Consider the following 14,887-nt stretch of genomic DNA (forward strand, 5'->3'; position numbering starts at 1 on the left):
ACCGGCCAGCACGCAGATCGAAGCCCGATTTGCCCGACGGGCTTAGCCCGCAGCGCAACGTCATCCGCGCTGTCAGCCACGTTCTCAGCTGTCGTCCTCCGCGAACGCGGGGACCCATACCGCGTGATGTCTCGGTGATCCCCGGTGCTCGATGTCGCGTCCAACAACGGCTCCGAGTGATCATCAGAACGATTCCATTTGACGAGATAGGTAATCGCGGCGAGAGCGCCTGCCCGAGAACGCCTGCCAATGGAGTGACTCCGTCATGCCCGGGCTTGTCCCGGGCATCCACGCCCCTCCCAGGAGGCCGAACGACGTGGATGGCCGGGACAAGCCCGGCCATGACGATGTGGAAGCAGATGGGCGCAGAGCTCCGATCGTCATATGCGATCGTCCTGCTGTGGTTATGAGCCCCGACGTCGCGGGGACGACGTCGAATATGACGCCCCCTCCCCCGTGTCTTCCGCGCCACGGCCGCGGCGAATGACAAACCGCCACAGACCCCCGGCACGCCTGCAGCGTGGACTTCTCTCCCGGAAGCGGCTGAAATGGCCGCGGGGCTCCGGGTGGTTTTCAATTCATGTCGTTGCAGTTCAGGCTTGCGTCCCGAAACCTGTTCCATGACAGGCTGCGCTTCATCGCCACCATCATCGGCATCATCTTCTCGATGGTGCTGGTGACCGTGCAGATGGGCCTCTATGTCGGCTTCCGCCGCATGGTCACCACCATGATCGACAACGCGCCGGCCGAGTTGTGGATCATGCCGGTCGGCACCAAATGCTTCGAGGATCCCTCGCTGCTCGACGAGCGGCAGCGGTTCCGGGCGCTGGCGGTTCCCGGCGTGGCCGAGGCGACGCCGCTGGTGATCGGCTACGCGCAATGGCGGCTGCCGCAGGGCACCACGACGCCGGTGTTCGTGGTTGGCTCGGAGCTGCGCGGGCTGGGCCTGCATCCCTGGAACGTGGTGGAGGGCCGGCTCGACGACCTCTCGGTGCCCGGCGCGGTCGCGATCGACCAGACCTATTTCGAGCGGCTCGGCATCACCGGCGTCGAGCAGGCCGCCGAGTTGCGCGACCGCAAGATCCAGGTGATGGCGGTCACCAAGGGCATCCGCTCCTTCACCACGACGCCCTACGTGTTCACCGACGTCGAGCGCGCGCGCAGCTTCACCGGCATCGCGCCGAACAAGGCGTCCTATCTGCTGGTGAAGCTTTCGCCCGGGGCCGATCTCGGCACCGTGCAGCAGGCGATGCGCGACAATCTGGCCAATGTCGAGGTGCTGACGGCGGCCGAGTTCGCCGGCCGCAGCCGGTCGTTCTGGCTATTCGGCACCGGCGCGGGCGCGGCGCTGTTCGCGGGCGCCCTGCTCGGCCTCATCGTCGGCACCGTGATCGTGGCGCAGACGCTGTATTCGAGCACCAAGGATCACATCAACGAATTCGCGACCCTGCGCGCGATCGGCTCGTCCAGCCGCTACATCTACACGGTCATCATCTGGCAGGCGGTGCTCAGCGCCGTCGTCGGCTTTGCCGGCGCAGCGGGGATCGGCAAGGTCGTGGCGGCGGCGACCGCGGAATCGGCGCTGCCCGTAATCATGACACCGCCGCTGACGGTGGCGCTGTTCGCCTTGACGCTGACGATGTGCATCGGCTCGGCGATCGCGGCGATCGTCAAGGTGATGCGCATCGATCCGGCCATGGTGTTCTCGCGATGACCGACATCGTGCTCGAGGCCACTGATCTGGTGCATCACCTTGGCCAGGGGGCCGGACGGGTGCAGGCGCTGAAGGGCGTGAGCCTGTCGCTCAAGGGTGGGGAGCTGGTGCTGCTGATGGGCCCCTCCGGCAGCGGCAAGACGACGCTGCTGTCGATCCTCGGCTGCCTGATGACGCCGGATGCGGGCACGGTGCAGGTTGGCGGCAAGCCGGTGGCCGGGCTCGACCCTGAGGCATTGGCGCAGCTGCGGCGCGAGCGCATCGGCTTCATCTTCCAGTCCTATCATCTGTTCCCGACGCTCAATGCCCAGGACAATGTGCGGCTCGCGCTCGATGTGCGCGGCGAGCGCGCGCGGACGGCGAAGACCGCGGCGCGCGAGGTGCTGGCCACCGTCGGCCTCGGCCACAAGGGCAAGTCGTATCCGCGCGAGCTCTCGGGCGGCGAGCAGCAGCGTGTCGCGATCGCCCGCGCCATCGTGGGAAAGACCCAGGTCATCCTTGCCGACGAGCCGACTGGTGCGCTCGACACCGCCAATGGCCAGGCGGTGATGACGCTGCTCGCCGAGATCGCCAAGGATCCATCGCGCGCCGTGCTGGTCGTGACGCATGATCCGCGCATCCTGCCGTTCGCCGATCGCATCATTCACATCGAGGACGGCCGCATCATCAGCGACGAGAGCGGCAGCGGCACAATGAAGAAGGTCTCGCAGGCATGACATCGGGGATCTCAATGCGCGCCGCAGCGCTCGGGCTTGCCGCGACGGCTGGACTGGCTCTCGCCATTGCGTCCGCGGCGATCACGCGGCCGCTGCACGCCGCCAATGCCCAGGAGGAGCGCTGGCTGGCGGTGGCGCCCGGCCGGGTCGAGCCGGTGTCCGGCCTCATGAAGCTCGGCGCGCCCGTGGTCGGGCTGATCCAGGAGGTGCTGGTGAAGCCGGGCGAGACCGTGTTCGCCGGCCAGGCGCTGGTGCGGCTCGCCGACGCCGAGGCCCGCGCGCAGCTCGCCAGCGCCGAGGCGCAGGCGGCGATGCGCAAGCGCGTGCGCAACAAGGAGTCGACGCCGTCAGGCGCCGGTCCACGGCGGCGCGCCGAGGATGGCCTGGCCGACGCGCAGGCGGCGCTGTTCGATGCACGCGCGGCGCTCGACAAGGCGGTGGCCGAGCGGCGCGCCGGGCGCGGTGCCGACAGCGATATCGAGACCGCCCGCACGCAAGCGACGGCCGCGCAGGCCAAGGTCGAGCAGCAGGCCGAGGAACTGCGGAAGGTCACCACTGATGCGCCGCTGCCGATCGGCGCCGAGGGCCAGCTCAATGTCGCCCGCAGCGAGCTGCAGGGCGCGCGCGCCACGCTCGACAAGCTCACCATCCGCGCGCCGCTCGACGGCACGGTGCTGCAGGTCAATGCGCGCGCCGGCGAGATCGCCTCGCCGCAAGGACCGCAGCCGCTGCTGCTGCTCGGCGACATGTCATCGCTGCGCGTGCGCGCCGAGCTCGACCAGCGCGACCTCGACAAGATCAAGCCCGGCCAGCAGGCCGTGGTCCGCTCCGACGCCTTCCGCGGCCGCGACATCGCCGGCAAGGTCGCCTCCGTCGCGCCCCTGGTCGAGAGCAGCCGTACGGCGGCCCTCAGCCAGCGCAACATGACCGATGTCGACGTCGTCGAGGTGCTGGTCGATCTGGCCGAGCCGGGCCCGTTCGCGGTCGGCATGAAGGTCGATGTGTATTTCAGGCCGTGAGGGGGCGTCGGTCAGAGATGACCCTGGCGGCACTGTCTGACGTCCGTTGGGCGACTTAGTCGAGCTGCCCATTAGAGTTCGACGTCTCGCCGCAAAAACGGTGCGCTCCCCTCCCCCTTGCGGGGAGGGGTCGGGGGTGGGGGGTCCACGAGTCGAGCTGCATGCGATGCGAGCTCGGGGTCGGCGAATGAGAGCAGTGAAGATTGACATCGAGCCGACGCAGCGACTGGCTGTTCTGATCCCATGCGGATCAGCTGAAGCAGTCCTCGAGATTTTGGAGGCGCAAACAACCAAACAACGAAGTTCAGCGTGCGTGGACCCCCACCCCCGCCCCCTCCCCGCAAGGGGGAGGGGAGTTCACCGTCGCCGCGGCGGTGAACGCGCCCCCAAATGCCAACTCCATGAGTGCTCGCGCCGGCCAGCGGTGAGCAACTTCGCCGGCATCTCCACGAACCAACAAACTCAATCCCCGCTCGGCGGGGCCAGCGGCTGGACGATCTCCTGGAAGGCCGGCAGCGCCTCGCACCTTGCGGCGTGGGCAGCCAGCGCCGGATAGCGCTTTTCGTCGAACAGATGCGGATGCGCCTCTGAGGTGAAGCGCAGCACGCAGGCGACGGCGATGTCGGCGTGGCCGATCTGACCGCCGTACCAATAATCCGTCGTGACGCCCGCGCGCTCGGCTTCCAGCATCGCCAGCACGCCGGAGATCTGGGTCTCGCAGCGCGCGACCCACAGCGCCAGGCGGTCCTTGCGCAGCACGCGCTCGTAGATCAGGCTGACGGCCTTGTCGCCGAGGCCGGTGGCGAGCGCGATCGTGTGCAGCTGTTTCCGCCGCAGCGCTCCGCGCGGCGCCAGCATCGCGCGCTCCGGCCCGACGGTCTCGTCGAGATGATCGAGGATCGCAACCGAATCGATCAGCGCCTCGCCGTCGTCCAGCACCAGAACCGGCACGCGCAGCAGCGGATTATACGGCGCGATCTTGTCGGCATCGCCGAAGGTCGACCACGGCTTGTGCTCGAACGGCAGACCATACAGCCGAAGCGCGATCGCGGTGCGGCGGACGAAGGGCGAGTCGTATTGGCCGATCAGGAACATGGGGCGTCCTCCTGCTCCGCGCATTGAAGCGTGGTCCGGTCCTTTTGTCAGCTACCAACTTCAGGCCAGCAGCGGCACATGCCGCGCGACATCGCGCGGCAGGGTGCCGTCGAGGCGCGGGTCGGGGGCGATCTCGATCTGGCGGCGGTAGGGGCGGAAGCCGGAGCGCTGGTAGAAGGCCAGCGCGCGCGGATGATCGAAGCTGCAGGTGTGGACCCAGAGCCGCGTCAGCGGCCGCGCCCAGGCGCGGCGCAGCGCATGGTTCATCAGCAACCGGCCGGCGCCGGTGCCGATCAGCTTGGAAGTAACGCCGAACAGCACGAGCTCGCACTCGTTCTTGTTGCGGAAGTCGAGCTCCAGCAGGGCCTCGTCGCCGCCGTCATGCTCGAGCGTGGTGATCTCGACGCCGTCGGCGCGAATGGTCCGGGCAAGCTCTGCGTCGCTCATCCGCGTGCGCTGCGACCACAGCCACTCCCAGCCGACCCGGGCATAGAGGTCGCGGTACCAGTCGAGGTCTGGCTGCGCGACGCGGCGCAGGGTCCAGTCGCCGGCCGGATCGGGCGGAATCACCGGCGGCGCCAGCATCTCCAGCGAGGTCACGACGGCGGCGATCTTGCCGGGCGGGATGTCGAAATAACCGTCGGGAATGGACATTCAGAGACGGCCTGATGGAAGAGCGATCGGCAATTTGCTTACCCCGGACGTAATTGGACGCGCACAGCGGTCACGGCATGGTCGGCGCATTCAACATCAGGAGCCATGACCATGCAACGACGAGACGTGCTGCTGACCGCGGCAGCAGCCAGCTTCGCGGCGACGCGACCGAGCCTTGCCGCCGCTCCGACCACGGCTCGCGCGCGCATTCGTTGCAGCGACGGCGTGACGCTCCATCACGAGGACTGGGGCAGCGGCCGGCCGGTGCTGTTCGTGCATGCCTGGGCGCTGACCAGCGCGATGTGGACCTACCAGATATCGGATCTCAGCCAGCGCGGGCTGCGCTGCATCGCCTTCGACCGCCGCGGCCACGGGCGCTCCGACGTGCCCGGCAGCGGCTACGAGCTCGACCGGCTGGCCGACGACATCGCCGAGGTGATCGCGCAGCTCGACCTCGATGACGTCGCGCTGGTCGGCATGTCCATGGGCTGCAACGAGATCGTCAACTATGTGAGCCGTCATGGCACGGCGCGCCTCTCGCGGATCGCGATGCTCGGCCCGACCACGCCGTTTCCGCTGCAGACGCCGGACAATGCGCGCGGCGCGCCCCGCGGCTATTTCGAGCAGTGCTGGGCGGCGTGGCAGAGCGACTTTCCGAAATGGATCGAGGACAACAAGCTGCCGTTCTTCACGAAGGAGACCTCACCGCAGCTGATGGAATGGGTTGCTGCGATGATGCGCCAGATGCCCATTCCGGTCGCGGTCGCCACCAACCGCGCGCTGATCGCGACCGATCTGCGGCCGGTGCTGGCGAGGATCGACCGGCCGGTGCTGATCCTGCATGGCGACAAGGACGTCTCGGCACCGCTCGACATCACGGGCCGGCCGACCGCGGCCGGCATCGAGGGCGCCGAGCTCAAGGTCTACCCCGGCGGCCCGCATGGACTGTTCGTGACGCACATGGCGCAGGTCAATGCCGACCTTGCCGCATTCCTGGCGTGACGCTTGTGAGAGGCCGCGCGCCCTACTCGCCCTCGTCGCTGGCCAGCACGCCCTTCACGGCGCGCGCCCAGCCGGCGAGCTTGCGCTGCCGCGTGGCCGCGCTCATCGCCGGCTTGAAGCGGTGCTCGAGCCGCCAATTGTCGGCGAATTTCTCCGGCTCCGGATAGACGCCGGCGTGGAGGCCGGCGAGATATGCGGCCCCTAACGCTGTCGTCTCCTGGATCATCGGACGGTCGACCGGTGCGTCGAGCAGGTCGGCGAGGCGCTGCATGGTCCAGTCGGATGCGGTCATGCCGCCGTCGACGCGCAGCACGATCGTCGCCGCTGACGCATCCGGCCAGTCGGCGCGCATCGCGGCCCACAGATCGTAGGTCTGGTAGCAGACGCTTTCCAGCGTGGCGTGCGCAAGCTCGGCCGGGCCGGTGTTGCGGGTCAGGCCGAACAGCGCGCCGCGGACGCGCGGATTCCAATACGGTGCGCCCAAGCCGACGAAGGCCGGCACCAGATAGACCGACTGCATCGAGTCGGACTTGTCGGCGAGCGGGCCGGTCTCGGCGGCGTGCCTGATGATGCCGAGCCCGTCGCGCAGCCACTGCACCGCCGAGCCGGCGACGAAGATCGAGCCTTCGAGCGCGTAGGTCCTGACGCCGCCCAGCTGATAGGCGATCGTCGTCAGCAGCTTGTTGTTCGATTTCACCGGCGTGGCGCCGGTGTTGAGCAGCGCGAAGCAGCCGGTGCCGTAGGTGGACTTCATCATGCCCGGCGTGAAGCAGGCCTGGCCGATGGTCGCGGCCTGCTGGTCGCCGGCGATGCCTGCGACCTTGATCGGGCCGCCGAACAGATCCGGCGTGGTGGTGCCGAAATCGGCGGAGGAATCCTTCACCTCGGGCAGCATCGAGCGCGGCACGCGCAGCAGCTCAGGCAGCGAATCGTCCCACTGGCCGGTGTGGATGTTGAAGAGAAGCGTACGTGATGCATTGGTGGCGTCGGTCGCGTGCACCTTGCCCCCTGTCAGCCGCCACAGCAGATAGCAGTCGACCGTGCCGAACAGCAGCTCGCCGCGCTCGGCCCGCTCGCGTGCGCCCGGCACATGGTCGAGGATCCAGGCGACCTTGGTGCCGGAGAAATAGGGATCGATGATCAGGCCGGTCCGGGCGCTGACATCGGGCTCATGGCCTTCCGCTTTCAGTTTCGCACAGATGTCGGCGGTGCGGCGGTCCTGCCAGACGATGGCGCGATGAACGGCCTGGCCGGTGGCGCGATCCCACACCACCGTGGTCTCGCGCTGGTTGGTGATGCCGATCGCGGCGATGTCCTTTGCCGACAGACCCGCCTTCTCCAGCGCGTCGCGGCAGGTCATCACCGTCGAGGTCCAGATGTCCTCCGGCTCGTGCTCGACCCAGCCCGACGCCGGGAAATGTTGCGGGAATTCCTGCTGCGCCACCGCGGCAATCGAGATGTCGGAACGGAACACGATCGCGCGCGAGGACGTGGTGCCCTGATCGATGGCCAGCACGAAAGACATGGGGCTTCTTCCCGGAAGGTTGACGACGTTGGGGCGACAAGCAAGCGGATTGGGACGGGAAGGTCAAGGAGGTTGGGACACGCGTCTTCCCGCGCGCTGCAGCCGCAGTCGACTCGGCTGCGCATGACTGCGCCCTCTCCCCTTGCGGGAGAGGGCTACACCGACGAGAGACGCAAGCTCACTCGGGTGAGGGGTTGGTGCCACAGGCACGCTCCGAAGATGAGGAGAGAGACCTCTCACCCGGCTTCGATGCTTTGCATCGAAGCCACCCTCTCCCGCAAGGGGAGAGGGCGCAGACGTCGTGTGGAAACAGCTCTGCGCCAGCTACACCGCCGCTGTCGTCACGCCGCCATCCACCACGATGGTCTGCCCGGTCATGAAGGTCGAGGCATCCGACGCCAGATATGCCACGGCGCCGGCGATCTCGTGCGGCTCGCCGATGCGGCGGAGCGGTGTGGTGGCGCAGCGCTGCTTGAGGCGGGCCTCGTCCTCCCACAGCGCGCGGGCGAAATCGGTCTTGACCAGACCGGGCGCGACGCAATTGATACGGACGCCCTGTGGGCCCCATTCGCCGGCGAGACTGCGGCACAGCGAGAAATCAGCGGCCTTGGAGATGCCGTAGGCGCCGATCATGGTCGAGCCGCGCAGGCCGCCGATCGAGGACACGATGATGACGGAGCCCTTGCCGCGCGCGGCCATCGGCGGGATCGCCTTGGCGCAGAGCCAGAGATTGCTCTTGACGTTGGAGGCCATGATCTTGTCGAAGGCCTCGTCGGTGATGTCGAGCAGCGGACCGTAATACGGGTTCACGGCCGCGTTGCAGACGAGAATGTCGACCTGGCCGTAGTGCTTCACCGCGCCGTCGATCAGCGCGTCGACTTCGGCGCGGCGCGAGATGTTGCAGGGGATGACATGGGCGTCGCCGCCATTGGCGCGAATGCCGGACGCGACCTCCTCGCAGGCGTCGGCCTTGCGGCTGGAGATCACCACCTTGGCGCCGAGCTGCGCCAGCAGCTCAGCAGAGGCGCGGCCGATGCCGCGGCTCGAGCCGGTGACGACGGCGACCTGTCCGGCGAGGTTGAAGGGATTGGGGGTCATATTCTGCTCCTCCGCAGCGGCCTCGTAGCCCGGATGAGCGCAGCGATATCCGGGGTCTCACGAACTGCCGAGATGAACCCGGATGTCGCTGCGCTCATCCGGGCTACGAAATCTCGCTCCGCCGTCATTGCGAGCGAAGCGAAGCAATCCAGGGCCTCACGCGCGACTCTGGATTGCTTCGTCGCTTCGCTCCTCGCAATGACGGAGGAACCTGTCGACCTAGATCAACCCACCCGCTTCGCTGACGCGGCGCATGTGGTAGTCGGTGTCGCCGAAGGTGGTCTCGATCATCGTCAGCCGCTTGAAGTAGTGGCCGATCTTGGTCTCCATGGTCATGCCGATGCCGCCATGGAGCTGGATCGCCTGCTGCCCGACATATTTGCCGGACTTGCCGATCTGCACCTTGGCCGCGGCGACCGAGGTGGCGCGCTCCTTGGCGTCGTCGAACTCGGCGGCCATGGTCGCGAACATCGACATCGAGCGCGCCTGCTCCAGCGCCACGAACATGTCGGAGGCGCGGTGCTGCAGCGACTGGAACGAGCCGATCGCGACGCCGAACTGCTTGCGCGTCTTGATGTACTCGACCGTGGTCTTGAGCGACTCGTCCATCAGGCCGACCGCTTCCGCGCACAGCGCGATGCGGGCCTCGTCGACGACGCGCTCGATCAGCGGCAGGCCATGGGCCGGATCGCCGATGACCGCATCGGCGCCAACTTCCACGCCGGTGAAGGTGATGTCGGCGGCGTGCAGGCCGTCCTGCGTCGGATAGCCCTTGCGGGTGACGCCCTTCGCATCCGCCGGCACGATGAATACGCCGATGCTGGACTTGTCGCGCTGGCCACCTGACGTGCGCGCGGTCACGATCAGGGTGTCGGCGTTCTCACCGTTGAGCACGACGAATTTCTCGCCGTCGATGACATAGCCGTCGCCCTTCTTCTTGGCGGACGTGGCGACATCAAACAGGTCGTAGCGCGACTGCTTCTCGAGCTGGGCGAAGGCGAACGTCTTGCTGCCGTCGATGATGCCGGGCAGATGCGCCGCCTTCTGCGCCGCCGAGGCACCATGGCGGAGAAAGCCGCCGGACAACACCACGGTCGCCAGATACGGCTCGAGCACGAGCGCGCGGCCCATCGCTTCCATCACGATCATGGTCTCGACGCCGCCGGCGCCGAAGCCGCCGTCGTCCTCGGAGAACGGCAGCCCGAGCAGGCCCTGCTCGGCGAGCTTGGACCACATCGCCTGGCTCCAGCCGCCCTTCTCCTTCATGTACAGCTTGCGCTTGTCGAAATCATAGGCATCCGCCAACAGGCCGTCGATGCTGTCCTTGAGGAGGCGCTGCTCCTCGGTGAGATCAAAATCCATTGGTTGACTCTCCAGTATCCCCATTCTCCGTCATGCCCGCGCTTGTCGCGGGCATCCACGTCGTGCCGTTGTGCGGGGCGGCGTGGATGGCCGGGTCAAGCCCGGCCATGACGGCGTGCGTTGTCGAGGCGCCGCGGCTCACATGTCAGAGCCCCAGCACCGCCTTGGCGATGATGTTGCGCTGGATCTCGTTGGAGCCGCCGTAGATCGAGACCTTGCGGTTGTTGAAGTAGCTCGGCGCGATCTGGGCGGTCCAATCCATGGTCTCGTTGCTGTCGTCGTCGCCATGGACATCGTAGGGCGCGGCGAACGGGCCGATCACCTCCATCAGCAGCTCGGTCGTGGTCTGCTGGATCTCGGAGCCCTTGATCTTCAGCACCGAGGACGCCGGATTGGGCTTGCCCTTGCCATGCTTGCCTTCGTCGGCGACGACGCGCAGCTGGGTCAGCTCCAGCGCCTTCAGCTCGACCTCGCAGGCCGTCAGCTTCTCGCGGAACGACGGGTCTTCCAGCACCGGACGACCGCCGGACTCGATCTTGCCGGCCAGCTCCTTGATGCGGCGGATGCGCTCCTTGGAGACGCCGACCCGGGCAATTCCGGTGCGCTCATTGCCGAGCAGGAATTTGGCGTAGTCCCAGCCCTTGTTCTCCTCGCCGATCAGGTTCTCGATCGGCACCTCGACGTCGTCGAAGAACACCTCGTTGACCTCGTGGCCGCCGTCGATGGTCTGGATCGGACGCACTGTGACGCCCTTCGACTTCATGTCGAACACGATGAAGGAGATGCCCATCTGCTTCTTGGCCGCGGGATCGGTGCGGCAGAGGCAGAAGATCATGTCGGCGTGCTGGGCGAGCGTCGTCCAGGTCTTCTGGCCGTTGATGATCCATTTGTCGCCGCGGCGCTCGGCCTTGGTCTTCAGCGAGGCGAGGTCGGAGCCGGAGCCCGGCTCCGAGAAACCCTGGCACCACCAGTCGTCGACATTGGCGATGCGCGGCAGATACTTCTTCTTCTGCTCCTCATTGCCGAAGGTGTAGATGACCGGGCCGACCATGCTGACGCCGAAGGCGAGCGGCTGTGGCGCCGGATAGGCCTGCAGCTCCTCGTTGAAAATGTAGTGCTGCACCGAGCTCCAGCCGGTGCCGCCATATTCCTTCGGCCAGTGCGAGACGCCCCAGCCCTTCTTGTTGAGGATGCGCCACCAGGTCACCATCTCGTCCTTCGACAGATGACGGCCCTCGACCATCTTTCGCCGTGTCTCTGGCGGCACGTTGTCCTTGAAGAACGCCCGCACTTCCTCGCGGAACGCCTGCTCTTCCTTCGTGAATGCAAGATCCATTGGATCCTCCCGTGTGTCGTGTGGTCCTGTTAGTTCGTCTCGCTCCGCCGTCGTCCCGGCAAACGCCGGGACCCATAACCACCGGCGGACGTTGGGGGCGCAGGCATCTGCCAACGTGCCTCAAGCGACATCACGCGGTATGGGTCCCGGGTCGGCGCCTGCAAGCGCTGTTGCGCTTGCAGGCTTGCCCGGGACGACAACTTTTGGAAATCCCGCGCGACCTTTTGCCCGGGACGACAGTCGTGGAAAATCCCGCACGAGTTGCGCGCGGGATTTCGGTCGTCTGTTACTGCAGCACCTCGAACAGGCCGGCGGCGCCCATGCCGCCGCCGACGCACATGGTGACGACGGCGTATTTCGCCTTGCGGCGGCGGCCTTCGATCAGGGCGTGGCCGGTCAGGCGCGCGCCCGACATGCCGTAGGGATGACCGACCGCGATGGCGCCGCCATTGACGTTGATCTTCTCCGGATCGATGCCGAGCTTGTCGCGGCAATACAGCACCTGCACCGCGAACGCCTCGTTCAGCTCCCACAGGCCGATGTCGTCGACAGTGAGGCCATGGCGCTTCAACAGACGCGGCACCGCGAACACCGGGCCAATACCCATCTCGTCGGGCTCGCAGCCATGCGCCACGAAGCCGCGGAAGATGCCGAGCGGCTGCAGGCCGCGCTTGGCCGCATTGGCGTCGCTCATGATCACGCACGCCGAGGCGCCGTCGGACAGCTGGCTGGCATTGCCGGCGGTGACCGAGAAGCCGTCGCCGCGCACGGCCTTGAGGCTGGCGAGACCTTCGGCGGTCGTTTCCGGGCGCGGACCTTCATCCTGCGACAAGGTGACGTCCTTGAACGAGATGTTGCCCGTCGCCTTGTCGGTCACCGCCATCTTGGTGGTGATCGGCGCCAGCTCGTCGTTGAACTTGCCGCCCTGCTGCGCAGCCGCAACGCGGCGCTGGCTCTCCAGCGCATATTCGTCCTGGCGCTCGCGCGAGATGCCGTAGCGCTTGGCGACGATCTCGGCGGTGTCGATCATCGGCATGTAGACGTCGCCCTTGATCTCGAGCAGCGCCGGATCGGTCGCCTGGAACGCGTTCATCTTGTCGTTCTGGACCAGCGAGATCGATTCGCCGCCGCCGCCGACCGCGATCTCGACACCGTCGAAGATCACCGAGCGCGCCGCAAGCGCGATCGCCTGCAGGCCGGAAGCGCATTGGCGATCGATCGTCGTGCCGCCGACCGACACCGGCAGGCCGGCGCGCAGCAGCGCCTTGCGCGCGATGTTGCCGCCGGTCGAACCCTGCTGCAGGGCCGCGCCCATCACGACGTCCTCGACCTCGGCCGGATCGACCTTGGCGCGCTTGACGGCTTCGCCGATGGCGTGACCGAGCAGCGTCGCGCCGCCGGTGGCGTTGAGCGCGCCGCGATAGGCTTTGCCGATCGGCGTGCGGGCGGTGGAAACGATGACGGCGTCGGTCATGGGCGACCTCCTGTTGTTGTTACTGTTGCTTGATGTGAGACGTGGGTGATTGCTGCTGGCGCAGTTCGTGACGCGAGAGTTTGCCGACCGGCGTGCGCGGCAGCTCGTCGACGAACTCGACCGCCGCGGGCAGTTCGTGCTTGCCGAGCTTGCCGGTGAGGAAGTCGCGGAGATCCTCGACCGCAAACGGCGCAAAGCCGTCGCGCAGCTTGATGAAGGCTTTGGCCGCCTCGCCGCGATAGGCATCGGGAATGCCGATCACGATCACCTCCTGCACCGCCGGATGGGTGTAGATCGCCTGCTCGATCATCTGCGGATAGACGTTGAAGCCGCCGGAGATGATCATGTCCTTCTTGCGATCGACCAGGAAGTAGAAGCCGTCGGCGTCGACATAGCCGATGTCGCCGGTGAGAAAATGGTCGCCGACGAAGGACTGCGCCGACTCTTCCGGCCGGTTCCAATAGCCCTTGGTGACGTTCGGACCCTTGACGCGGATCTCGCCGACCTCGTTGACGCCGAGCACCTTGGTGGGGTCTTCGAGCGACACGACGTCCATCTCGATGCCGGGCAGCGCGATGCCGATCGAGCCGGGCTTGTCCGGACCTTCCTTGGGATGGCTGGTACCGGGCGAGCAGGTCTCGGTCATGCCCCAGCCGCTCTTGAGCTTCATGCCGACGCGGCGCTCCAGGATGCGGGCCACCTCGACCGGCAGCGGCGCGCCACCGGAGCCGACGCTGGTCAGCGACGACAGATCGCGCTTGTCGAGATCGGGCAGATTGGCGATCGCGATCCACATCGTCGGCACGCCCGGGAAATAGGTCGCGCGCTTAACCTCGATGTCCCGCATCACGGCGTCGACATCGAAACGCTGATGCAGCGACACCAGGCTGCCGATGCGCAGCGCGGTCAGCAGCACGACGCTCAGCGCGTAGATGTGGAACAGCGGCAGCACGCAGATCACGCGGTCGCCGCCCTCGCTCTGGGTTCGCGTGGCGCGGCTCCAGATCTCGATGATCGAGACCGCCGAGGTGAGATTGCCATGGGTCAGCATCGCGCCCTTCGGCAAGCCGGTGGTGCCGCCGGTGTATTGCAGCAGCGCGATGTCGTCGGGAGAGATCGCAGGCCATGCGGCCGGCGCCACGGCGCCCTCGACGAAGGCACGATGGGTGATGACGGCGGGATTGTCCGGCAGCGGCGTCTGCGGCGTCCCGACCTTGCCCCAATGATCGTCCTCGCAGACGATCAGCCGGTCGAGCAGCCCCTTGGCGAGAAACTTCAGCGCCATTGGCAGCAGCGCCGAGAGATTGGACGTGACGAGGATGCGCGCGCCGGAATCGCTCAGCTTGTGCGACAGCGCGATCTCGCCGTCGAGCGGCGACAGATGCACGACGCGTGCGCCGGCCTTGAGCGCGCCGAAAAAGTTGATCGGATGGTCCGGCGAGTTGCCGAGGAACAGCGCGATCGAGGCGCCCTTGCCGAAACCCGCGCGCAGGAACGCGGCGGCGGCCTGGTCGACCAGACCGGCGAGTTCGTTGAAGCTGATCAGACGGTCGCGGAATTCGAGCGCGCCGCGATCACCGAACTCGCTCACCGCCTGCGCCAGCAGATCCGGCAAGGTGCCGCGCGCAATCGGCGCGTCCCAGCGGACGCCTTCGGGATAGAACTGTTCGCCGGGATGAGTCATGCGCGTTCGATGTCCGTTGGCGTAAGGAGGCCCCACTGCGTCCGTTCCCTCCCCCCTTGCGGGGGAGGGTCAGGGAGGGGGGTGGCCCCAGGCGAGACCGCCGCTGTGGACCCCCCCCCCCCCCCCCCCCCCCCCGGGGGCCCCCCCCCCCCGGGGGCCCATCAGCGTGCCGCGCACGGATGCGCCGAGATCAATCGGCGCCCCGAGG

Annotated in this window: 12 protein-coding genes; 4 read left to right on the top strand and 8 right to left on the bottom strand. The window is 67.2% G+C overall.

The features are described from left to right. The first annotated feature begins 580 nt into the window (after positions 1-580). The 3 genes from QQL87_RS20895 to QQL87_RS20905 are packed head-to-tail and all read left to right on the top strand — an operon-like array spanning position 581 to position 3,449. The gene (locus QQL87_RS20895) at positions 581-1,714 is read left to right on the top strand and encodes an ABC transporter permease (RefSeq protein WP_284418300.1); all 1,134 of its coding nucleotides are present in this window, start codon (positions 581-583) and stop codon (positions 1,712-1,714) included. Beyond that, positions 1,711-2,430 carry an ABC transporter ATP-binding protein gene (locus QQL87_RS20900; RefSeq protein ID WP_284418301.1) on the top strand — a complete coding sequence of 240 codons (720 nt, stop codon included), beginning with the start codon at positions 1,711-1,713 and terminating at the stop codon, positions 2,428-2,430. Before QQL87_RS20895 ends, QQL87_RS20900 begins: the two co-directional genes overlap by 4 nt. A gap of 14 nt (positions 2,431-2,444) precedes the next feature. Further along, positions 2,445-3,449, top strand: a complete 1,005-nt coding sequence (locus QQL87_RS20905; protein ID WP_284418302.1) for an HlyD family secretion protein — start codon at positions 2,445-2,447, stop codon at positions 3,447-3,449. Between the two features lie 462 nt (positions 3,450-3,911). On the opposite strand, the gene QQL87_RS20910 is transcribed toward QQL87_RS20905, so the two are convergent. Together QQL87_RS20910 and QQL87_RS20915 are read right to left on the bottom strand one after the other, a co-directional pair. Next, positions 3,912-4,544: a glutathione S-transferase family protein gene (locus QQL87_RS20910; protein WP_284418304.1), complete on the bottom strand. Its 633-nt coding sequence runs from the start codon at positions 4,542-4,544 to the stop codon at positions 3,912-3,914. Positions 4,545-4,604: 60 nt separating this feature from the next. Further along, the gene (locus tag QQL87_RS20915; protein WP_284418305.1) at positions 4,605-5,198 is read right to left on the bottom strand and encodes a GNAT family N-acetyltransferase; all 594 of its coding nucleotides are present in this window, start codon (positions 5,196-5,198) and stop codon (positions 4,605-4,607) included. A gap of 111 nt (positions 5,199-5,309) precedes the next feature. Between QQL87_RS20915 and QQL87_RS20920 the strand changes: the two genes are divergently transcribed. Beyond that, complete coding sequence (locus QQL87_RS20920; RefSeq protein ID WP_284418307.1) at positions 5,310-6,200, top strand: alpha/beta fold hydrolase; 891 nt, start codon at positions 5,310-5,312, stop codon at positions 6,198-6,200. Between the two features lie 22 nt (positions 6,201-6,222). Here the strand turns inward: QQL87_RS20920 and glpK are convergent, their stop codons facing one another. The 6 genes from glpK to pimA form a co-directional block, all read right to left on the bottom strand. Continuing rightward, positions 6,223-7,725: a glycerol kinase GlpK gene (glpK, locus tag QQL87_RS20925; protein ID WP_284418308.1), complete on the bottom strand. Its 1,503-nt coding sequence runs from the start codon at positions 7,723-7,725 to the stop codon at positions 6,223-6,225. Between the two features lie 324 nt (positions 7,726-8,049). Then, positions 8,050-8,823: an SDR family NAD(P)-dependent oxidoreductase gene (locus QQL87_RS20930; RefSeq protein WP_284418309.1), complete on the bottom strand. Its 774-nt coding sequence runs from the start codon at positions 8,821-8,823 to the stop codon at positions 8,050-8,052. 219 nt (positions 8,824-9,042) lie between these two features. Further along, the gene (pimD, locus tag QQL87_RS20935; protein ID WP_284418310.1) at positions 9,043-10,185 is read right to left on the bottom strand and encodes a pimeloyl-CoA dehydrogenase small subunit; all 1,143 of its coding nucleotides are present in this window, start codon (positions 10,183-10,185) and stop codon (positions 9,043-9,045) included. Positions 10,186-10,330: 145 nt separating this feature from the next. After that, positions 10,331-11,521 (bottom strand): pimeloyl-CoA dehydrogenase large subunit, encoded by a 1,191-nt coding sequence (pimC, locus tag QQL87_RS20940; protein ID WP_284418311.1) that lies wholly within the window; start codon positions 11,519-11,521, stop codon positions 10,331-10,333. A gap of 286 nt (positions 11,522-11,807) precedes the next feature. Continuing rightward, on the bottom strand, positions 11,808-12,995 hold the full coding sequence (locus QQL87_RS20945; RefSeq protein ID WP_284418312.1) for an acetyl-CoA C-acyltransferase: 1,188 nt from the start codon (positions 12,993-12,995) through the stop codon (positions 11,808-11,810). Positions 12,996-13,014: 19 nt separating this feature from the next. Then, entirely contained in the window at positions 13,015-14,679 is a 1,665-nt protein-coding gene (pimA, locus tag QQL87_RS20950; protein ID WP_284418313.1) for a dicarboxylate--CoA ligase PimA, read from the bottom strand. Between the last annotated feature and the right edge of the window lie 208 nt (positions 14,680-14,887).

This window comes from Bradyrhizobium sp. SSBR45G, assembly GCF_030159255.1.
Classification (GTDB): domain Bacteria; phylum Pseudomonadota; class Alphaproteobacteria; order Rhizobiales; family Xanthobacteraceae; genus Bradyrhizobium.